Below are 21045 nucleotides of genomic sequence, written 5' to 3' on the forward strand. Positions count from 1 at the left end.
CATCTGGCTCTATTGCTTTTTTTATATTAGTTTGATAAAATTAAGAAGAATTTAGATGAAAAAAGGTGGAGAAAATTATGCGTATTTTATGTATTGGGGATAGTAACACTTGGGGATATGTTCCAGGTGAGGATGGAGTAAGAACTGATAAACGTTGGACTAAATTACTAGCAGAATTTCGTTCTAATGACACTATTATAGAAGAAGCTCTTTGTGGAAGAACAGTTACTGCAAAAGATACGATTGTACCGGTTAGATGTGGTATTGATACACTACCAATTTTAATGTTAAGTCACGTACCTGTAGATTTAGTAATAATTATGTTAGGGACTAATGATTTGAAAAAACAATTTAATCCGAGTGCGAAACATATTGCTAGAGGGATTGAAGAATATATTAAATATATAAGAAATCCTCATTTAATCGCTGGATATAAAATTCCGAAGATTCTTGTTGTTTCACCTGTTCCATTACGTGATGAAATAGTAGAAAGACAAAGCTTATTTGGAGAATTTGATGAAAACAGTTTAAAACAATCAAAATTCTTAGCTCAAACATTTAAAGAAGTTAGTGATAAATATGAAGTAGACTTTTTAAATGCGGGGCGTGTAGCAGAGACTTCATTAATTGATTGTATTCACTTAGATGAAAAAAATCATGAAAAATTAGCAAAGTATATTGCTAGTAAAGTGTCGGAAGTGTTAGATTACGAAGAAGCAAGATAAGAAGAATCCGATGATAAACTTTCTAAATATGAAAGATTATCATCGGATTTGTTTTTTATATTGTTTAAAAGATAGTTTACTTATATATATTGTTTAAAAGATAGTTTACTTATATATATTGTTAAAATAGCTAGAAGTATATATATCAAATTGAATTCTGAAATAATAAATTGATTAACAAAAGTTATACTAAATATTGTAAAATATATTCCGATTATGTATGTATTACCAGATTGCTTAGTTAAAGTTCGATCGATAGTTTTGAAAATTCTATTATAGATACTTAGTAAAATAATAAAAATAATACTAATTAACCAATATCTATCCACAGGGATATTAAGATTTAAATCACTTAATATCAGAGAAAGAGTAATAAAATTTGTCATAATAAATAAATGATTAGTTAAATGATTAAAATTAATATCTTTCACATGAATACTTCTAGATATGAAACTTGGGAATAGTTGACTTATCATAAAAGCAAAAAATATAAACCAATAACAATAATCAATAAATAAAAAACCTAAAAAGAGAGCTAATGTTCGACCAGTGTGAATATAACTAAACGGTTCCGTTAATTTTTTTATCATTAATTGTTTATTATCTATGAGAATGTACTCTGTAATATGTTGAACACTTAATATAACTGATAGGAGCACTAATGTTGCAAGAATGAATTTAATATCAAATGTATTTCTTATTAATAAATTTAAGACAACAAGTGTTTGAAAAATTAAAAAGAAATAATTTAGAAAACTATCTTTACCATATCTATTTAAATGAACTACTTCTATTAACCAACTATTAAAGAAAATTGTAAAAAGTAGTATAAAATGAATGAATCCATATATTGACTTATCCATATATAAATAGTCTATTGAGAATTTACTTATTAATAAAGACAATGAAATTGTGTATAAAGTTGTAAGTATAGTTTCTTTTTTTAAAATAAATTTTAACACAAAAACTTCCTCCTTATTTACATTTTACCTCACATGATTTTACAAAAAATATTGAAGTTATCCATAGCAAAATGCTAGGGGGATAACTTCAATCCTCTTTACAAAATGAAAGAAGTTATAATCATATTTTATCAAAAAAAAAATTGAATATCAATAAAATGAATGGACCTTAAAAGTCATTCATTATTAAAGAAAGAATTTTAAGATCCATTTTTTAGTTGAGTATTTGAATTTATATAATTTAATTAAATAGTTATTTTTTGAATTTTTTATGAGTTTCTGTGTAAAATACTAAACCAAGTAATGTAATAATAACACCACTTATAGCTAATGTAAATTGAGTAATAATAGCAGCGAGTACTATGTAAGCTCCACCTATGATAGAAATCCAAGGGACTATAGGGTAAAATGGAACTTTATATGGGCGTGGCATATCAGGTTCTCTTTTTCTAAGGACAAATACAGCGAAAAATGTCGCTATGAAGAAAATCCAAATTGTAAATAAAAGAAAATCTGTAAGAGTATCAAATTCTCCTGTAAACATCATCGCAATAGTTAAAACTAAAGTTACTAAAGCTGAGAAATATGGAATTGAGAATCTATTCAGTTTGATCCAGAAGTTTTTAAATGGAATCTGATCTTTCATTGCCATTGCATAAGGAACGCGAATAGCTGTCATAGTAAAACCATTCATAGTTCCGTAAACACTAATCATAATACCAATGGTTATTATTTTACCACCATTTGGTCCAAATAACTTAGTAGCTACATCATTAGGAACATTACCGTTACCTGCTATTTGTTCCATAGGCATAGTAAGTAGATACGCTACATTTATTAGTAGATAAATTGTTGTTATTACTAGTAAACCATATAAAATTGCGCGTGGTAAATCTTTTTTCGGATTTTTCATTTCACCAGCAATAGTTCCAACATTACTCCATCCGTCATAACCATACATGGCGGCTAACATTGCAGCACCAAGAGCAGCTAGAGGTGTAGAACTAGTTGATGATGAACTACTAGGAAAAAGTTCAATTGACGTAGGATTAGGTTGTAATAATCCGAAAACAATAATTGCTACAATTGGTATAAGTTTACAAACAGTAGCAATAGTTTGAATATGACCACTCGCCTTACTACCAAGTAAGTTTAAACCTGTTACCGTAGTAGCGGCACATGCTCCTACAAGTATTGAATATTTCTTGTCAACACCAAAAAGATTTAGAAATTGTGTTGAAAAAATAGCGGCGGCTGCAGCTATACTAGCAGGATAATATATTACAGCCTGAGCCCAACCAAGTAAGTATGATATTGTTTTTCCATAAGCCTTTTCAACCCAAACTATCATACCCCCGGTTTCCGGTATAGCGGCAGCAAGCTCAGCAGTAGTTAATCCCGCACAAATACTTATAATTCCAGCAAGAATCCAAGCTAGTAGACCAAGGCTGACGTTTCCTGTAGTTTTATATATAACTGCCGCTTTAAAAAATACCCCTGAACCAATTACTACTCCAACTACTGTAGAAAAAGCTCCAAAAAATCCAATTTCTTTTCTTAAATTTTCCAAAAGAATCCCCCCTTTATATAATATGGAATATTTTTTAATAATATTTATTTTTTAAAATTTTTATGGTTGTTTTTCTTATTAATTTCTAGGCGTACTTATTATATCTTATTTTTTATATCTAAACAATAGTTTCAGAAGAAAAATTTAACAAATTATGTTAGAAAATTTCACAATATATTTATTTATGAGATTATGTTAAATAAAAGATTGAAATTAGAATATTTCAATTAATAGTACAAAGATTAAATGTTAAAAAATTTAGAAAAATTCTTCCTAAAGATTTAACAAAACGGATGAAAATGTGTTATAATAAGGAGTATCTGAATAAAATTACTAGATTATACTAGAAAGGAATTTAACATGACAGAAGAAATTAAAGTAGATGTACAAGATTTAAATGATCAAATGCTTGTTCGTCGTGAAAAAATGGAAGCTATGAGAGAAAGTGGTTTAGATCCATTTGGAACTAAATTTGAAAGAACACATCTTTCAGATCAAATCGTAGCAGAATATGATAAATTTAGTAAAGAAGAATTAGAAGAAAAAAATATTTCTGTAACAATTGCAGGACGTATTATGACTAAACGTGGTAAAGGTAAAGCTGGATTTGCTCACGTTCAAGATTTAGGTGGTCAAGTTCAAATTTACGTTCGTCAAGATAGAGTAGGAGATTCATATGAATACTTCAAAACTCTTGACCTTGGGGATATTGTAGGTGTAACTGGGGTACTATTCAAAACTAACGTAGGTGAATTATCTGTTAAAGCTGATAAATTTGAAATTTTAACAAAAGCACTACGTCCACTACCAGACAAATTCCACGGACTTAAAGATGTTGAAGAGCGTTACAGAAGAAGATACGTAGACTTAATTATGAATGAAGACAGTAAAGAAACATTTATATTACGTTCTAAAATTATTCAAATTATGCGTAGCTACTTAAATGAACGTGGATACTTAGAAGTAGAAACTCCTATGATGCACTCAGTTGCTGGTGGAGCTGCTGCTCGTCCATTCGTAACTCACCACAATGCACTAGATATGCAATTATTCATGCGTATTGCACTTGAATTACCTTTAAAACGTTTAATCGTCGGTGGATTAGAAAAAGTATATGAAATTGGTCGTGCATTCCGTAATGAAGGTGTATCAACAAGACATAACCCAGAATTCACAATGATTGAATTATATGAAGCTTATGCAGATTACAATGATATTATGGATTTAACAGAATCTATGATTGCTTACATCTGTAATGAAATTCACGGTACCACAAAAATTATGTATGGTGAAGATGAAATTGATTTAACTCCAAAATGGCGTCGTGTACACATGGTAGATGCTATTAAAGAAGTAACTGGAGTTGATTTTTGGCCAGAAATGACTGATGCAGAGGCTCACGCATTAGCTAAAGAACACAATGTTCCAGTTAGAAAAGATATGAAAGTTGGACACATTATTAATGAATTCTTCGAAACATTTGTAGAAGAAACATTAGTTCAACCAACATTTGTTTACGGTCACCCAGTAGAAGTATCTCCATTAGCAAAAACTAATGCAGAAGACACAAGATTTACTGATCGTTTCGAATTATTCATCGTTAGACGTGAACATGCTAATGCATTTAGTGAGTTAAACGATCCAATCGATCAAAAAGAAAGATTCTTAGCTCAAATGGATGAAAAAGATGCTGGTAACGAAGAAGTTTATGAAATGGATGAAGACTTCGTAGAAGCATTAGAATACGGTATGCCGCCAACAGGTGGATTAGGAATCGGAATTGATAGATTAGTTATGTTATTAACTAACTCAGCTTCAATCCGTGACGTACTGTTATTCCCATACATGAAGCACAAGTAAACCGTTGTAGATTTATCAAGGTTCATAGAGGGTATCTAATAAAAAAGGGCAAAAAAAAAGGCAAACTTATAAAAAAAGAAAGAACTAGCTTTTAATTTAAAGTTAGTTCTTTTTAGTTATATTAATATTTTGATTTATATGATAATTATAGATTATATACTTCCGAGTTTCTATATTATAAGAATTGTTTTAGTACATTCTCTAATTCATTCTTTAATTTCGTTATATCCATAGGTGTAGAAATTTCGATTTTGGTTCTATTCCCATTGTTTAATAAAACATATTTTTTAGTTCTGTTCATGTAAACTCGAATTATCCATTTTCTAATATTATCGTCCAATAATATATTGAAATAAGATTGATTATCTCGATAAAAAATTCTATTAGAATCAACGATATCATTTAATAAAACTTTAGTTATTGCGTATGATTCTAATTCTTCGGGAGTTGTAATAATTGCAGCTTCCGTAGTTGTATTCTCCAAATCTTCTTCAGGTTCATCGTGTTTAGTATTAACAGACGTATTAAGTGCAGCGCTTAACTTACTATTAACTTGATCAGTTATAAATATACGGAAAGTTTTTTTAATAATTGGTGTGAATTTTTCCACTACTTGCTTGGTCTTTACTCCATCATAAATTTCATTTAATAAATATTTTATAAAATCTTCTGATGGTTCAGTCCATTGTTGATTTAAATATTCTTTTAAAGAATTTACATATTTCAGTTCATAAGCCGTTTTAGAAATTTTTGAAACTTCAAAATTTTCTTTTGTAAACTTAAAAATTTCAACAATATGATTATCTTTTAATTCACACAGATTGAATCTAAGAAATGGGGAACTATCCATTTTATTTTGTTCATCTAAATCAGTATAGAATCTATATTCAACTCCATTAGTTAGTATTCCAAACTTAGATGTTGTAGTTCCGAAATATCTGAATAATTGAGAATCATGATTATCTAGTTTTTCGTTAACTGATTTGCATTCAATTAATATAACGGGTTCATTTTCTTCTAAAATTGCGTAGTCTACTTTCTCACCTTTTTTAATTCCAACATCTGCAGTGAACTCTGGAGAAAACTCTAGTGGATTAAAGACGTCGTACCCTAATAATTGAAAAAATGGCATAACCAACGCTGTCTTAGTAGCTTCTTCAGTATTCAGAGTGTCCTTTAAATTTAATGTTCTCTCAGAAAGTGCTTTGAGTTGTTCTGTAAATTTTTCCATAATATAATAATTCCTTTCAATTTTCTATCTTACTAGAATAATATTCTATTTAATTAAATTTATTAAGTTAATATTTGTTTATAAATATTACATTTTATTAATCTTTGATTTTTTGTTATTAACATCTGCAATACGGGCTGCTTGTTCTATTGAAGAATAAACCAATTCTTTAGTTAATTCATCCATAGGTACACCATTGTACATTACCTTTTGTGTACTTCTCAGAATATTAGTTAACTGGTTTATTATTAATGAAATATCATGATGTTCTGTTTTTAAACTATTTTCATCTTCAATTAGATCAGACTTTTCTACATTAAAGTAGTCGGCTAATAATTGAATACTTGTCATTCGAGGTATTGCTATACCGTTTATCCAAGTATTAAAAGTTTGAGGAGATATGTTAATGCTAATAGCAATTTCACGTTGAGATAAATTACTATTAGAAACTAATCTTTTTAAGTTTTTTGAAAAAATTTCTTTTTGATTATTACTCACTATAATCAACTCCTTTCTTATATTATATCAAATATATTTTGAAATTCAATTTAGAAAGTAAAATTTAGTTTGATATTTATTATAAATAGTAAATTATAGACAAACATAGAAGTAATAAGTTCTATATAATACGGTGTGTTGATTTATATAATACAAAATGGTATAATACAAACATAAAAGAAGATAAGAACTGCAAATAATAAATTTTTAGTTTTTCATTGAATAAATAATGAGATTTACAGTGGTTTTCTTAATTATATAAATGATAAAATGAATGATGAAACAGAAGATAGTTACATAAAAACCAAAATTAATTATCTAAAAAAGAAAATGGAAATAATTAAAAATAAAAAAGAAATATAAGGAGTATCAAATGGCAAGCTTTTTTGAAAAATTAAAAGAAAAATTTTCTGCTAAGGAAGAATTAAATGAAGAACTGATTTCGCTTGATGAATATGAAGAGTTCGTCGAGAGTCAGTTTGTAACTGAAAAATTTAAAAAAGGACTAAAAAAATCACGTGATAATTTCTCTAATGCACTTAATAACTTAATTAGTTCATATAGAGAAATTAACGAAGAATTTTTTGAAGAATTAGAGGAATTACTTATTCAATCAGATGTTAGTTATAACACTGTATTAGAATTAGTTGATTATCTAAAAGTTGAGTCACAAAGACAAAATCTAAAAGAACCAAGTGAGCTTCAAAGTATGATCATTGAGAAGTTGGTAGATGTTTACATGGAAGGAACAGTAAAATCTGAATTAAACTATGCACCAGAAAAAGAACTTTCAGTGTTCTTATTCGTAGGGGTTAATGGAGTAGGGAAAACTACATCTATCGGTAAATTAGCTCATAACCTTAAGAAAGAAGGAAAAAAAGTACTTATAGCTGCTGGAGATACATTTAGAGCAGGAGCTATTGATCAACTTGATGTTTGGGCAAAACGTAGTGGTGCAGACATTGTAAAATCACATGAGGGAGCTGATTCAGCAGCGATTATCTTTGATGCTATTCAATCTGCTAAAGCAAAAGGTTATGATGTATTACTTTGTGATACTGCGGGTCGATTGCAAAACAAAGATCATCTTATGAAAGAGCTTGAAAAAATTGTCCGTGTAATTAAAAAAGAAGTTCCAGAAGGGCCACATGAAGTACTTTTAACAATAGATGCGACAACAGGTCAAAACGGTATACTACAAGCGAAAACATTTAAAGAAGTAAGTGATGTAACAGGTGTTATTCTTACTAAACTTGATGGAACAGCTAAAGGTGGTATAGTCATCGCCATTAAGAAAGAACTAGGTATTCCAGTTAAACTTGTAGGTTTAGGGGAAAATATCGATGATTTAGAAGTATTTGATCCTGAACAATATATTTATGGACTATTTTATCAAGAAAACTCTGATAAAACTGAAGAACAATCAGAAGCAGAATAGCAATGTTGATATAGTTCAATTTATAAACTTAAAAATACTATAAAGTTATAAAATTTTTTAAAATTTGAAGTTTTAATAAATATTTAAGTGAGATTTTTCATAAATTGGATTTACGAAATCATATTTGGAAAATCTCTCTTTTTTGTATTATTTTAAAATCAATAATTAAATAGAAATATTTTAGTATTAAATTTGAAATTATTTCCGAAAATTAATTGAAAAAATTGTAATAAAAGTATATAATATATATATTAAGAAGGTAAATATATATGGAGGATTAAGATGGGATTTTTATCTAAATTATTCGGAAAAAAAGAAGAGCAAGTAAATGAGGTTGTTTTAAGCTCATATATGAAAGGTAAAGTAGTAGATATTACAGAAGTACCGGACCCAGTATTTGCTCAAAAAATGATGGGAGATGGATTTGCTATTATTCCTGAAGAAGGGAAACTTATTTCACCAGTAGCTGGAGAAATTATCCAAGTATTCCCAACAAAACATGCTTTTGGAATTAAATCAGGAGATGTAGAAATTCTTATTCACGTTGGATTAGAAACAGTTGCTATGAAAGGTGAAGGTTTCGATGTAGCAGTATCTGCAGGAGATAGAGTTGAAGTAGGTCAAACTTTATTAACTTATGACTTAGAGTTAGTTAAAGAAAAAGCTAAGGATATTATTACTCCTTGTGTAATTACAAACATGGATGCAGTAGCAAATATCGAAGTATTAAAATTAAATGAAACTGTTGATTTCTCACAAGAAGTAGCAAAAGTAAAACTTAAATAGACCTAGGTCTATTTAAGTTTTACTATTAGTAACGAATTTATGAATGATAAAAAATTTTGGAAGATTATATACCTGTATATAACGAAATATAATTACAGTATATTATATTATCGTCCAGAAAAAAAAGATGTATGGCTTATTAATGAAGATAATGAATTAATAAGATTTATATACGGAGATAGTTTTAAATCAACAGAAATCGACAGCATTGTTTCTAATGTTATTAGAAATGAAGTTAGACTGAAAAAAATGTTTAAACTGAATAGTTTAAAAATGAAAATCCTTTATGTTTCTCCTGAATTTGATGATATTATAGAAGATTACAAAAAGTATAGAATATCAAATAGCATAATTATCGAACGTATTTTATATAATGAGAAAAATAGTAAGCTGTTTTTAAAAGAAAAAGATAAGAGTTTTATAGAAGGAACGCCTGACACTTTAAGATATAAAAATAGGGTGGTTGAATTATATAAAAGGCAAACATTAGATAGAAATGTATTTAATGTAAAATATAATATATTATCAGGTCTTTATTTAATTTTATTCTTAATAAATTATTTTATAATTTATTTATCGAATAGAAATAGTTCTGCATATCAATATATCGAGTATAGCTATCAGAAAATTATAAGCGGTCAATTTTATAGAGTATTTACTAGTGTTTTTACAGTAGATAACTCTATGAAATTGTTGGTAATATTGGCAACAATCGGGGTTAGTTCAATTCTATTTAATAAGTCTCTTAATATATTGAAAAGCCTTGGAATATTATTAATAGTTTCCTTAGTGTTCAATTTCCTGTTGATATTTGGATATTCAGGGATGCTAGATATTGCCTTGGTTTCAAATATTGCGCTTTTAGGTTCTATTTTTATGGGACAGCTTAGTAAAAAGAATGATAATTTGAAATTCATGTATTCTAGTGCAATATCAATTGTTTATCTGGCCTTGGTTTCAATATTATTTGATACTTCTATAGTTTTATATATTTTTTCTTTTGTATTAGGAGTATTTATAGAACTATTTTTAGTTAAGAAAAGAGTTTATATAGCACTAATTTGTATGGTAGTCTTTTGTCTCCTTGGTGAAACATTGTTAATCGCAGGTGTTAATACGAAAGGTACAATTAATCGATTTAGAGTTTCGAGAGTTGATAGTAGGTTATTAAAAACATACAATGATGAAGATATATTCAATTTAGAAAAAGAATTAAACTCTAAAAATAAATCCGCTTTAACTTATTATGAGTTAGGTATGGTTAAGATGACTACAGCTACAAAACAAGATGCTAAGAAAGTTTTTCTTGAGGGAATAAATTTTGATGATTCTTTTGCACCGCTTTATTATAATTTAGCAATAATTGAACGCCAAGAAGGTAATTATTCGAAAGCAAAAGAGTATGCAGAAAGAGCTTATGAATTAGACGGAAGAGAAGCTAATAAAAATCTAGTTGATGAATTGAGTAATTTTTAAGGTGATATTAATGAAAAATTTTTATGATTTGCAACAATTTTTGAAATCATTTGGTATAATTATATATATGAAGGATAGAAAACATACATTAAGTATGGTAGAATATGAAGTGAGAGAATTAAGACGTTTAGAATTAATTTCAAAAGAAGATTTTATAAGAGCAATTGCTATAATTAGACATGAAGTTAATTATGAATTATCAAAAGGATAGGTGATAAGAAATGGAAAATAACCTAATATTTATTAAGGTTCGTAGAAGAATAGAAGAAGATGTTGTGAAGATTGAAGAAATGATTAATGCTTGTGTATCGGTAAAAGGTCAGAGAAAATGTCCGCTTTATCAAGATGTTATTGATACTCAAATCTATGGTCTTACTAAAGAAATAAACTTAGCAGTAGAAATAGGTTGCATTTCACAAGAAGCTGGGCGCATAATTCTAGCTGATTTAGAAAATAAAGCTAGCGAAATGTACTCTAATTTAGCAGAAGAAAGTAAAGCAAACTAATATGAATTTTGTAAGAAGAATACATAGATCAATTAAGCATGAACGTAGACATGTGAGATTAGATTGGGTAGTGGCATTAACACTTCTTGTATTGTTAGTCTTAAGTTGTATGATGGTTTATAGTGCTAGTATGATTGGTAATAAGTATGGGACTTTCACATCAGGTATTCCAGTAAGTGAAACATACTTCTTGCAAAGGCAGGCAATGTGGGTAGTACTCGCTTATATAGCGTTTTTAGTATTCTCAGTTGCAATACCTTTTGAAGTTTTTAAAAATAAAAGCTTTTTAATGAATGGATATCTAGTAATAGCGTTTCTACTATTTTTACCTTTGTTTATGCCATCAATCAATGGTGCTAGATCTTGGATAAGAATAGGTGCGTTCAGTTTTCAGCCATCAACTTTAGCACAGTTATTTATCATTATGTATATGGCATATATATTAGAAACTAGAAAAGTAAAATTAAGACAAATTTGTACGAGTTCAGAATTACTGAAAATGTTCGGTATACCTTTAGGATTGGTTACTATAATAGCACTACAAAATGATACTGGAATGATACTTATCACGTTGTCGGTTATGGGTATTATGACTTTATGCTCTAATATGCATTCGCAAAATATAAAAAAAATATTATCACTAGCGATAGTAGCAGGTGTGGTAGTATTAATGTTGTTTATGTTGAAAAGTGCATTATTCAGTAGTGGAACTTCATATAGAACAAATCGTCTAAAAGTATTTTTAAATCCATTTTCTGAGGATTTGACAGCTGCAGCCGATCAGGTAATAAATTCATATGTTGCATTTGGTAATGGAGGATTATTTGGTAGAGGATTAGGAAATTCTATTCAAAAACTAGGTTATTTACCAGAAGCACATACAGACTTTATACTTGCTATTATAGCTGAGGAGTTAGGTTTTATAGGTGTTTTATTCGTAGTAACTTTATTATTAATAATCATTGGTAAAGTAATATTTTCTGGTACAAAATCAAGAAATACTTTTTCAGCGATGTACTCATTAGGATTCGCAAGTCTACTAGTAGTACAGGGAGTAGTTAATATTGGTGGAGTTACGGCCTCTATCCCGATGACTGGAGTCCCATTACCATTTATAAGTAATGGTGGTAGTTCAATTCTTGTATTAAGTATAGGATTAGGAATAGCTACTAATATCTTGGCTCATGTTAAATATTTAAGAAGTAACAAAAAATAAAATGGAAATTCGAATTGATATTATTTTATAGTATTGATTCGAATTTTTATTTATTAAATTTTAGTATTGCTAGAAATTGAAAAAATTACAATTTATTATGATGATACTTGCTAACTTAAGCTAATCAAGCTATAATAGTAAAGGTAACTTTTAAAGGAGATTATAGATGAAATTAGAACAATTTGATTTTTATTTACCAGAGGAACTTATTGCACAAACTCCTCTTTTAAAAAGAGATACTAGTAAATTACTATGTGTAGATAGAAAAAACAATACACATGAACATAAAGTTTTTTCAGATATTAAAGATTATTTTAATCCTGGAGATACTTTGGTATTAAATAATACTAGGGTTATGCCAGCTCGTTTATATGGTGCTAAAAAGGACACTGGAGCTGCAATAGAAGTATTATTATTAAAAAATCTAGGACATAATGATTGGGAATGTCTAGTAAAACCAGCAAAAAGAATAAAAGAGGGAAGTATTGTATCATTTGGTGATGGTATTATGGAAGCTGTGTGTACTAAAGTTCTTGATGATGGATTTAGACATTTTGAATTTGTATATGAAGGAATATTCCAGGAAAGATTAAATGAACTTGGTACAATGCCTTTACCACCATATATTAAAGAACGATTAACTGATAAAGAAAGATATCAAACAGTTTATTCTAAAGAAGTGGGAAGTTCGGCTGCTCCAACTGCCGGTCTTCACTTTACAAATGAACTATTAGATAGAATAAAAGAAAAAGGTGTGAATATAGCATATTTAACTCTTCATGTTGGACTAGGTACATTTAGACCTGTTGCTGTAGAAAATATTGAAGATCATGATATGCACTCAGAATATTATACACTAGATGAAAAAACAGCGGAACTTATTAATAAAACAAAAGAAAATGAGGGAAGAGTATTTTCTGTAGGTACTACTACAACAAGAACATTAGAAACAATTGCTCGAGACAATAATGGAAAAATTGTTGCAGCCTCAGGTTGGACAAATATTTTTATCTATCCGGGATTTGAATTTAAATGTGTTGATGGATTAATTACTAACTTCCATTTACCGAAATCATCATTAATAATGCTTGTAAGTGCATTTTATGATAGAGAAAAAGTTATTGAATTATATAATATAGCAGTTGAAAATAAATATCGTTTCTTCAGTTTTGGGGATGCTATGATAATAATATAATTATTGAAAGGAAATTTTTATATGAGAGATGTAAAAGAAAATGCAGTTTGGTATGAACATATAAAAACATGTAAACAGTCTGGGGCAAGATTAGGTATTGTTCATACACCACACGGTAGCTTCGAAACACCAGTATTTATGCCGGTTGGGACACAAGCTACAGTAAAAGCAATGTCACCAGAAGAAGTAAAAGGTATGGGGGCTGATATTATTTTATCAAATACATATCACCTTTGGTTACGTCCTGGTGAAGAAATTGTTGAAAAAGCAGGTGGACTTCACAAATTTATGAATTGGGATGGAAGTATCCTAACAGATTCAGGAGGATTCCAAGTATTTTCTCTTAGTGAAATGAGAAAAATCGAGGAAGAAGGAGTTCATTTTAAAAACCACCTGTCAGGAGAAAAATTATTCTTATCACCTGAAAAAGCAATGCATATTCAAAATGCTTTAGGTTCAGACATAATGATGGCTTTCGATGAATGTCCTGATTATAATCACGACTATAAATATATCCGTCAATCAGTGGAAAGAACTAGTCGTTGGGCAGAAAGATGTTTAGCAGCACATAAAAATCCAAAAACTCAAAGTATTTTTGGTATAGTTCAAGGTGCAGGGTTCAATGATCTTCGTGAACAAAGTGCTAAGGATCTAGTAAGTATGGATTTTCCAGGATATGCCATTGGAGGTTTATCGGTAGGTGAACCAAAACATGAAATGTATAGAGTTTTAGAACATGTTACACCTTTATTACCAGCTAATAAGGCTAGATATTTAATGGGAGTAGGATCTCCTGATGCTCTATTTGAAGGAGTACTAAGAGGAGTAGATATGTTTGACTGTGTGCTACCTACGCGTATTGCACGTAATGGAACATGTATGACATCTGCTGGACGTGTTGTAGTGAAAAATGCTAAGTATGCAGAGGACTTTACACCACTTGATCCAGAATGTTCATGCTACTGCTGTAAAAATTATACAAAAGCATATCTTCGTCATTTATTTAAAGCTGATGAAATTTTTGGAGCGAGATTAGCAACAACACACAATATCCATTTCTTAATTAATATGATGAAAGATATTAGACAAGCTATTAGAGAAGATAGATTACTAGATTTCAAAGAAGAATTCTTTGAAAAATATGGATTAAACCAAGAAAATCCTAAGAATTTCTAGCAATTTAATAAAAAAAGAATAGAAAAGGTTTATTTTTTACTAAGTATATAGTAGAATAAACATATATTATAAATAAACGGAGGTAAAACATGCAAGGTTCATATATTAATATTATTATGATAGTATTTCTTTTTGGATTCATGTACTTCATGATTATTAGACCACAATCTAAAAGAAATAAAGAATTGAAACTTCTACAAGATTCATTAAAAGAAGGAGATAGAATCGTAACTTTCGCTGGAATTTACGGGGATATCGTTGAAGTAGGGACAGTAACAGTAAAAGTAAGAATTGCACCAAAAGTAGAAATCGAAATAGATCGTAATGCTATTCGTAGCTTGGTTGCAAAATAATAAATATTTAAGCGGATTATATTAATAATCCGCTTATTTTTTGAAAAAATTTTATTAAATAGTAGGGGTTAAGTTAAGTACATAGTATATTAATAATTTTGAAATATTATAATTTATGGAATTTCGGATTTCATTATAATAAGGTGATATTAGAAGTAAAAGTTACTAATTAAATAAATAGTGTAATAAATAAATTAGATACGTAAGAAATATCTTTCATTATCGAAACCTATAAATATAAAAATAAATAAATATTTAAGTTTGCTATATTTGATGTTTTCGTGTATACTTAAACAATGTAGGATATATAGTTAACTAAAAATAATGTTAATTAAATTCTAAATACATATATTTAAGATGGTATCTTGGAGGGAATATGTTTAAAAATAATATTGATAAAAAAATAGTAAAATATGGAATAAAGAAACTTAGTTTTGGTATAGCATCAGTAGCTATTGGTACATTAGTATTTTTAGGTGGAACAGCAAGTGCACATGAGGAAAGTAGTGTAAATAATAATAATAATAATAATTCAATAGTGCAGGAAACTCCTAAAAATGTAGAGTCAACTTCTACAGCTGATAATATTGAAAATAAAAGTGCTAAAGAGATTAAAAATATTTCTAATGATAGTACGACAACTTTAGTAAGTGAAAAAAATACAGAAGATAAAAATATAGCTACGGATTCAACTTTAACTACTGAATTTATAGGGAAAACAGATAAAAAAAAGGTTGAAATAAGCTCAGATTCTCAAAATAGTAATTTAAATGTTATTGACAAACGAGTAGATGATAGTAGTAATATTGCTGATTTATTAACTAAGATAATTAATAAAAATGTAGAAGAAAATAAAGTTACAACTGAAGAAGTAGAAAATACTGTAGAACCTGTAGAAAAAGGAACAAAAATAATTTCTAGACTGACTAGCAAATATGCTGAAGACATAGCAAAAGGTTATATTGGGTTAGAAGGTGGTAAATATGATAGTTTGATCTATAAAAAGGCAATACTAGATCCAGATGGTGATGATGATGGGGATGGTATAGCAAATAAGGATGAATTATATATTTATAAAAAAGATGGTCGTACATATCTTGGATATGATATTCATCCAAGACTTGCTGATACTGATGGAGATGGATTAAACGATAAAGTAGATAAAGATAAACTAGTATGGAATGTATCTGCTAGGGATATGGCCATGTTTATCAATTTAGTTTACGAAAATGATAAAAAAATAGACGATATACTTAATAAACAAGCTCCAATAGAAAAACTTTCAAATAATATCCAAAAGATGACTTTTAATGAACTTGGACCATATTGGAAAGTAAAAGAGACATATCATCAAGATAATGGTCTTGACGCAGTACTTTTCGAAACAACTAATAACTTTCCATTTTTAAAAGGAGATAAGATCCAAGTTCTTGCTTTTGCAGGGACAAACGTTAAACAAGCAGGGGATTTGAAAGCAGATTTAGCATTATTCTTTGGAAATGAGTCAAACCAAAGTGAAGCTGCTATTCAATTAATGAAAAAAATAAAAAATGATAGTACAATTACTAATTTATATATCACTGGACATTCACTAGGTGGATATTTATCATTAAGAGCTACAGCAACGGCTGAAAAGGAAAAATTTGGTAAGTATAAACAAACTTATACGTTTAACGCTCCAAAAGTTAAGAGTGGTTGGTTATGGGGAGTTTCTAAGGATGATGTAAAGATTACTGAGTTACTTGCAAAGAGTGGGAAGATAAAAAATTATTATACTGATAATGATAATATAATCCCTGGGAATCTTCAGCCTGATAGTAAAATTAGTATAGGTAAAAGTGCAGGAGCTCATTCATCAACATCATATTTTGAAAACAGAGTTAATACAAATCCTGATTTTAATTTTGGAAAACGTCAAGGAATGGATGGTGTAGGGTATAGAGATGAAAATATTAACAAGCTAAGCGTAATTGATCCAGAAAAGGGAACATTGAGTAAGACATTTTTACCAACTTTAGTTGATGATAGACCTGTATCTATTATGATAGGAGATAGACTTAAAGATAAGGACATAATTAATAAAGTTAATAGAAATTTATTACCAGTTAATACTAAGTTATCATTAGTCTATAAAGATGAATTGACATCTTTGGGTATGAAGCGTGCTACAGTAAGAATTGAGTATTTAGACGATAATAGTAGTAATGATATTAATGTTCCTATATCAGTAAACGAGGCGGATAAGAAAGAATTGATATCTGTAGTTAATGCTGCTCAAAAATTAGTTGAAACAGTTGTAGATTTATCTGATAAGACTAAAATAACAGCTGAAAAGTATAATTTAGCAAAATTAAGTTTAACAGAAAAATTAAAAGAAGCGGAAGCTACTATTTCGAATGTACTTTCCCCACAGCTAACTATTAATAATATTACTAAAGAACTAGCAGGACTGGGAATGAGTGTTATAAATTCACGTACTGCCTTAGAATTAACAGAAGCAGGAAAATATGAACCTAAGCTTTTAAATGATGAAAAATTATTATTACATCAAGGAAGTAGTTTGAATACAAATGATGTATTTAATAAAATTGTTAAAGAAAATCTTCCACAAAATATAAATTATGAAATACTAAATTCTACAGATTTTGGAGAATTGGGAGATGTCAATGCAAGGGTAAGAGTAACATATTCTGATGGTTCAAATGATATAGTTAATGTACCTATTAGAGTTTATACAGATTCTAAAGGCGAGCCACTAGTACAAGAAGAGAGTCCAGAGCTAGTAATAAGCGAAAAAGGCGAGCCACTAGTACAAGAAGAGAATCCAGAGCTAGTGATAAGTGAAAAGGGCGAACCATTAGTACAAGAGGAGAATCCAGAGCTAGTAATAAGCGAGAAGGGCGAACCATTAGTACAAGAGGAGAACCCAGAGCTAGTAATAAGTGAAAAAGGTGAATCGTTAGTTCAACCTGAGTTACCTGAATATCATGAAGAAAAAGGCGAACCACTAGTGCAAGAAGAGAATCCAGAGCTAGTAATAAGTGAAAAAGGTGAACCACTGGTACAAGAAGAGAATCCAGAATTAGTGATAAGTGAGAAAGGTGAGCCATTAGTGCAAGAAGAGAACTCAGAACGAGTGATAAGTGAAAAAGGTGAATCGTTAGTTCAACCTGAGTTACCTGAATATCATGAAGAAAAAGGCGAGCCTCTAGTACGAGAGGAGAATCCTAAAGCCACTCTTGAATTACTAAAAAGTTCAAAACTTGGTGTGGAAGTCGAGTTGTTATCTAATATCAATAATATTTCATTGAATGTTAAAAAAATTGAAAATAGCAGTCAAATAGAAAGGATTAGTAAAGAATTATCTGTAGAAAAAGATAAAATTAGGGTATTAGACTTAAAATTATCTAAAGATAATAACGAAGTCAAACTTAAGAATGATAGAATAGTTCGCATAGCTTTATTAGAAAATGAAAGTAGTGAGATAAAGATTTATCATGTTGAAAAAAATGGAAGTTTAACATTAATTCCATCAGAAGTTAAAAATGGAATAGTCCAGTTTAATATAAACCATTTTAGTTTATTCGCAATTGTTGATTTTAGTAAAACTGCACCAAGTGATGAAAAGGATAAATCAAAAGAAATTTCATTAGATGTTAAGAAAGAGACAAGCGCTACGAATAAAATAAATAAGCAAGAAAATACAACTATAAATAGTAAAGACTTAAATTCCAAACCAAAAGAAATTTCATTAGATGCTAAGAAAGAGATGAGCACTACAAATAAAATAAATGAACAAGAAAATATAACTACATTTAGTAAATACTTAAATTCTAAACCAAAAGAAGTAACACAGGTTGTTGAGGAAAAATATATTGTAAGAAATAACCGAGAAAACTCTAGAAGTAATTTTAAAGTTTATAAACTTGAATCTTCGAATAATAATTTCAAACAAAGTTCTATACTTCCAAAAACTGGTGAAAATTCTTCAAACACAATTCCTATTGCAACTGGGTTAGGTTTAATTATAGGAGTTCTAGGTATTAGAAAATACAACAGATAAAAAATAAAAATCAAACTGGTAAAAAATATCAGTTTGATTTTTTATTTTAAATTATTTACTAAAAACGTTTTTCCATTCTGAACGTTTTTCTAAGAATTTTTTAGCTTCCATTTGAGCACCTTCTAAAGAGTGAGATGTAGCCCAACCACATTGTACTTCATTACATGCTGGTACTTCAGTAGCAACAAGAACATCTTCTAATGTTTTTGCTAGAGCTTCTTCAACTTCTTCATAGCTATTGTTGTTAATTACTGATAAGTAGAATCCAGTTTGGCATCCCATTGGTCCGAAGTCTAGTACATTATCAAGGTGATTTCTGATTAATTCAGCGATTAAATGTTCTAAAGAGTGAAGGTTTGGCATTTCTAGATGTTCCTTGTTTGGTTGACAGAATCTAATATCATATTTATAAATTTTGTCTCCATTATCTCCAGAATAAACACCAACTAATCTAATATAAGGTGCAACAACTTTAGTGTGATCTAGGTTGAAACTTTCAACATTCATTTTCTTTTCAGTCATCTATCTTTCTCCATTTCATTAATTTTATTAGCAGTTATAATTATACTATATTTTTGATGAATATAAAATTAATAAGAAATGGAGAGACTTAAAAATAGTGATTTTAAGTCCCCCCATTTTAGTATTATTTTTTTAAAGGAATAAGTTTATTCATAATAATCGCTACAATTGAACCAACAGCGATAGGAGAACCTATTAGATATTGTAGTAATTGTGGAGCACTAGATTTTAATTCAGCTGGAATGAATAAAAATCCAATTGTAAACATTAGCGGTACTCCGATAATGTACAATTCTCTTTCAGAGAAGTCAAGATTTTTAACAACTCTGAATCCGTTTAGTAGGATGATGATACAAACTACAGAGAATACACCACCAATAACTGCAGAAGGGATTGAATTAATAACTGCAGAAAGTTTACCTAAGAATGATAATCCAATAAACCAGAATGAAGCCATAACGAATACTTTTCTACTAGCTACACCAGTTATAGAAATAATACCAGCATTAGTAGAGTAACCAGTAACAGGAGTTGCTCCGACTAAAGCAGCAGCTAAACATCCGATTCCTTCTCCGATTACACCTTTGTTAACTTGAGTATCGCTTAAAGGTTTGTTAATAACTGAACTTACAGCATACCAAGTACCTGTAGTTTCAGCTAGAAGCACCATGTAAATAATAATCATTGTGATAATAGCAGAGATTTCAAAATGTATACTATAATTTAAAAATAATAGTTTTGGCATTGAGAAGAAGCTAGCATCCTTAATTCCTTGAGTATTAAAACCACCCATTAAATATGCAGAAAAAGTTCCGATAGCTAAGGCGATAATTACAGAAGAAATTTGGAAAATTCTTTTGAATTTATTAACGTAATTTCCTAATGTAGAAAATAGAATTAAAGAAGCGGCTGTAATAAATGCTAATAATACATTTTGTTTCATAGTAAGACCGTTACCTTCGATGTAGATGTTACTTACAAATGCAGAAGGAAGTAAAGTTAAACCAACAATCATAATTATTGTTCCACTAACGATAGAAGGTATGTAATTTTTTACTATATATTTATAAATACCAGAATATCCAAGTAAGATAACTAAAATCGCACCAACAATACTTGCTCCTAGAACAGTACCAAGGTTTTTAGTTCCCATATAAATGCCAATAATAGCACCTAGAGGAATGAATGATGGCCCTTGACATACAGGTAATTTTAAGTAGAATAAAACTTGAATTAATGAGGCAATCCCAGCTCCTAAGAAAGTAGACTGAATTAAACCAGTAGCATCACCAGGTGATAATGCGATAGCTGTTGCTAAAATAAAAGGTGGCACGTAGACATCCATAGCTAGAACGTGCTGTAAACCTAAAATTAGGGATTGTGAAAATGGAATATTTTCTTCAACTCCTATTGTTAAATGATTTTTATTTTTTGACATAAAAACTTTTTTCTCCTTATGTTAAATTTA

The 21045-nt window shown here is 29.2% G+C and carries 18 protein-coding genes; 12 read left to right on the plus strand and 6 right to left on the minus strand.

Features of this window, described 5'->3' with window-relative positions; all coding sequences use genetic code 11:
• The first annotated feature begins 77 nt into the window (after positions 1–77).
• A complete protein-coding gene (locus tag ACWOA3_RS01200; RefSeq protein ID WP_003146446.1) occupies positions 78–725 on the plus strand; it encodes a GDSL-type esterase/lipase family protein in 648 nt (215 codons plus the stop codon).
• An 80-nt stretch (positions 726–805) separates the two neighbouring features.
• On the opposite strand, the gene ACWOA3_RS01205 is transcribed toward ACWOA3_RS01200, so the two are convergent.
• Positions 806–1687, minus strand: a complete 882-nt coding sequence (locus ACWOA3_RS01205) for a hypothetical protein (RefSeq protein ID WP_456883830.1) — start codon at positions 1685–1687, stop codon at positions 806–808.
• A 253-nt stretch (positions 1688–1940) separates the two neighbouring features.
• On the minus strand, positions 1941–3257 hold the full coding sequence (locus tag ACWOA3_RS01210) for an APC family permease (protein ID WP_456883831.1): 1317 nt from the start codon (positions 3255–3257) through the stop codon (positions 1941–1943).
• 360 nt (positions 3258–3617) lie between these two features.
• On the opposite strand from ACWOA3_RS01210, the gene lysS reads away from it, so the two are divergent.
• The gene (lysS, locus tag ACWOA3_RS01215) at positions 3618–5117 is read left to right on the plus strand and encodes a lysine--tRNA ligase (protein WP_003146443.1); all 1500 of its coding nucleotides are present in this window, start codon (positions 3618–3620) and stop codon (positions 5115–5117) included.
• Between the two features lie 175 nt (positions 5118–5292).
• Here lysS and ACWOA3_RS01220 read toward each other — a convergent pair whose 3' ends face one another.
• Positions 5293–6348, minus strand: a complete 1056-nt coding sequence (locus tag ACWOA3_RS01220) for a type I restriction endonuclease (RefSeq protein ID WP_456883832.1) — start codon at positions 6346–6348, stop codon at positions 5293–5295.
• Positions 6349–6435: 87 nt separating this feature from the next.
• The gene (locus tag ACWOA3_RS01225) at positions 6436–6846 is read right to left on the minus strand and encodes a helix-turn-helix domain-containing protein (protein WP_456883833.1); all 411 of its coding nucleotides are present in this window, start codon (positions 6844–6846) and stop codon (positions 6436–6438) included.
• 373 nt (positions 6847–7219) lie between these two features.
• Here ACWOA3_RS01225 and ftsY point away from each other — a divergent pair, with 373 nt between their 5' ends.
• The 10 genes from ftsY to ACWOA3_RS01275 all read left to right on the plus strand — a co-directional run bounded on the left by ftsY (position 7220) and on the right by ACWOA3_RS01275 (position 19055).
• Positions 7220–8284 carry a signal recognition particle-docking protein FtsY gene (ftsY, locus tag ACWOA3_RS01230; protein WP_456883834.1) on the plus strand — a complete coding sequence of 355 codons (1065 nt, stop codon included), beginning with the start codon at positions 7220–7222 and terminating at the stop codon, positions 8282–8284.
• Positions 8285–8566: 282 nt separating this feature from the next.
• On the plus strand, positions 8567–9070 hold the full coding sequence (locus tag ACWOA3_RS01235) for a PTS sugar transporter subunit IIA (RefSeq protein ID WP_003146441.1): 504 nt from the start codon (positions 8567–8569) through the stop codon (positions 9068–9070).
• A gap of 39 nt (positions 9071–9109) precedes the next feature.
• Positions 9110–10546, plus strand: coding sequence for a tetratricopeptide repeat protein (locus tag ACWOA3_RS01240; protein WP_456883835.1), 1437 nt, complete (start codon positions 9110–9112; stop codon positions 10544–10546).
• 10 nt (positions 10547–10556) lie between these two features.
• Positions 10557–10757 carry a YqgQ family protein gene (locus ACWOA3_RS01245; protein ID WP_003146438.1) on the plus strand — a complete coding sequence of 67 codons (201 nt, stop codon included), beginning with the start codon at positions 10557–10559 and terminating at the stop codon, positions 10755–10757.
• A 10-nt stretch (positions 10758–10767) separates the two neighbouring features.
• Positions 10768–11052, plus strand: a complete 285-nt coding sequence (locus tag ACWOA3_RS01250; RefSeq protein WP_003146436.1) for a DUF1507 family protein — start codon at positions 10768–10770, stop codon at positions 11050–11052.
• A gap of 1 nt (position 11053) precedes the next feature.
• Positions 11054–12268, plus strand: coding sequence for an FtsW/RodA/SpoVE family cell cycle protein (locus ACWOA3_RS01255; protein WP_456883836.1), 1215 nt, complete (start codon positions 11054–11056; stop codon positions 12266–12268).
• A gap of 166 nt (positions 12269–12434) precedes the next feature.
• Positions 12435–13463 (plus strand): tRNA preQ1(34) S-adenosylmethionine ribosyltransferase-isomerase QueA, encoded by a 1029-nt coding sequence (gene queA, locus ACWOA3_RS01260; protein WP_456883837.1) that lies wholly within the window; start codon positions 12435–12437, stop codon positions 13461–13463.
• 21 nt (positions 13464–13484) lie between these two features.
• Positions 13485–14639: a tRNA guanosine(34) transglycosylase Tgt gene (gene tgt / locus ACWOA3_RS01265; RefSeq protein WP_003146431.1), complete on the plus strand. Its 1155-nt coding sequence runs from the start codon at positions 13485–13487 to the stop codon at positions 14637–14639.
• A gap of 89 nt (positions 14640–14728) precedes the next feature.
• Entirely contained in the window at positions 14729–14992 is a 264-nt protein-coding gene (gene yajC, locus ACWOA3_RS01270) for a preprotein translocase subunit YajC (protein ID WP_003146429.1), read from the plus strand.
• Positions 14993–15368: 376 nt separating this feature from the next.
• Positions 15369–19055 carry a Rib/alpha-like domain-containing protein gene (locus tag ACWOA3_RS01275; RefSeq protein ID WP_456883838.1) on the plus strand — a complete coding sequence of 1229 codons (3687 nt, stop codon included), beginning with the start codon at positions 15369–15371 and terminating at the stop codon, positions 19053–19055.
• Positions 19056–19106: 51 nt separating this feature from the next.
• Here the strand turns inward: ACWOA3_RS01275 and ACWOA3_RS01280 are convergent, their stop codons facing one another.
• Both ACWOA3_RS01280 and ACWOA3_RS01285 read right to left on the minus strand, forming a co-directional pair.
• On the minus strand, positions 19107–19577 hold the full coding sequence (locus ACWOA3_RS01280) for an S-ribosylhomocysteine lyase (RefSeq protein WP_456883839.1): 471 nt from the start codon (positions 19575–19577) through the stop codon (positions 19107–19109).
• 124 nt (positions 19578–19701) lie between these two features.
• A complete protein-coding gene (locus ACWOA3_RS01285) occupies positions 19702–21015 on the minus strand; it encodes a uracil-xanthine permease family protein (RefSeq protein ID WP_456883840.1) in 1314 nt (437 codons plus the stop codon).
• Positions 21016–21045: the final 30 nt, after the last annotated feature.

The organism is Gemella taiwanensis (assembly GCF_054054385.1).

Bases quoted from the DNA above. Each gene is read 5' to 3' on its own strand.
- ACWOA3_RS01250 (WP_003146436.1), top strand. From the start codon at position 10,768: ATGGAAAATAACCTAATATTTATTAAGGTTCGTAGAAGAATAGAAGAA.
- yajC (WP_003146429.1), top strand. From the start codon at position 14,729: ATGCAAGGTTCATATATTAATATTATTATGATAGTATTTCTTTTTGGA.
- ftsY (WP_456883834.1), top strand. From the start codon at position 7,220: ATGGCAAGCTTTTTTGAAAAATTAAAAGAAAAATTTTCTGCTAAGGAA.
- tgt (WP_003146431.1), top strand. From the start codon at position 13,485: ATGAGAGATGTAAAAGAAAATGCAGTTTGGTATGAACATATAAAAACA.
- ACWOA3_RS01240 (WP_456883835.1), top strand. From the start codon at position 9,110: ATGAATGATAAAAAATTTTGGAAGATTATATACCTGTATATAACGAAA.
- ACWOA3_RS01275 (WP_456883838.1), top strand. From the start codon at position 15,369: ATGTTTAAAAATAATATTGATAAAAAAATAGTAAAATATGGAATAAAG.
- ACWOA3_RS01200 (WP_003146446.1), top strand. From the start codon at position 78: ATGCGTATTTTATGTATTGGGGATAGTAACACTTGGGGATATGTTCCA.
- ACWOA3_RS01285 (WP_456883840.1), bottom strand. From the start codon at position 21,015: ATGTCAAAAAATAAAAATCATTTAACAATAGGAGTTGAAGAAAATATT.
- ACWOA3_RS01255 (WP_456883836.1), top strand. From the start codon at position 11,054: ATGAATTTTGTAAGAAGAATACATAGATCAATTAAGCATGAACGTAGA.
- ACWOA3_RS01280 (WP_456883839.1), bottom strand. From the start codon at position 19,577: ATGACTGAAAAGAAAATGAATGTTGAAAGTTTCAACCTAGATCACACT.
- lysS (WP_003146443.1), top strand. From the start codon at position 3,618: ATGACAGAAGAAATTAAAGTAGATGTACAAGATTTAAATGATCAAATG.
- ACWOA3_RS01235 (WP_003146441.1), top strand. From the start codon at position 8,567: ATGGGATTTTTATCTAAATTATTCGGAAAAAAAGAAGAGCAAGTAAAT.
- queA (WP_456883837.1), top strand. From the start codon at position 12,435: ATGAAATTAGAACAATTTGATTTTTATTTACCAGAGGAACTTATTGCA.
- ACWOA3_RS01245 (WP_003146438.1), top strand. From the start codon at position 10,557: ATGAAAAATTTTTATGATTTGCAACAATTTTTGAAATCATTTGGTATA.
- ACWOA3_RS01220 (WP_456883832.1), bottom strand. From the start codon at position 6,348: ATGGAAAAATTTACAGAACAACTCAAAGCACTTTCTGAGAGAACATTA.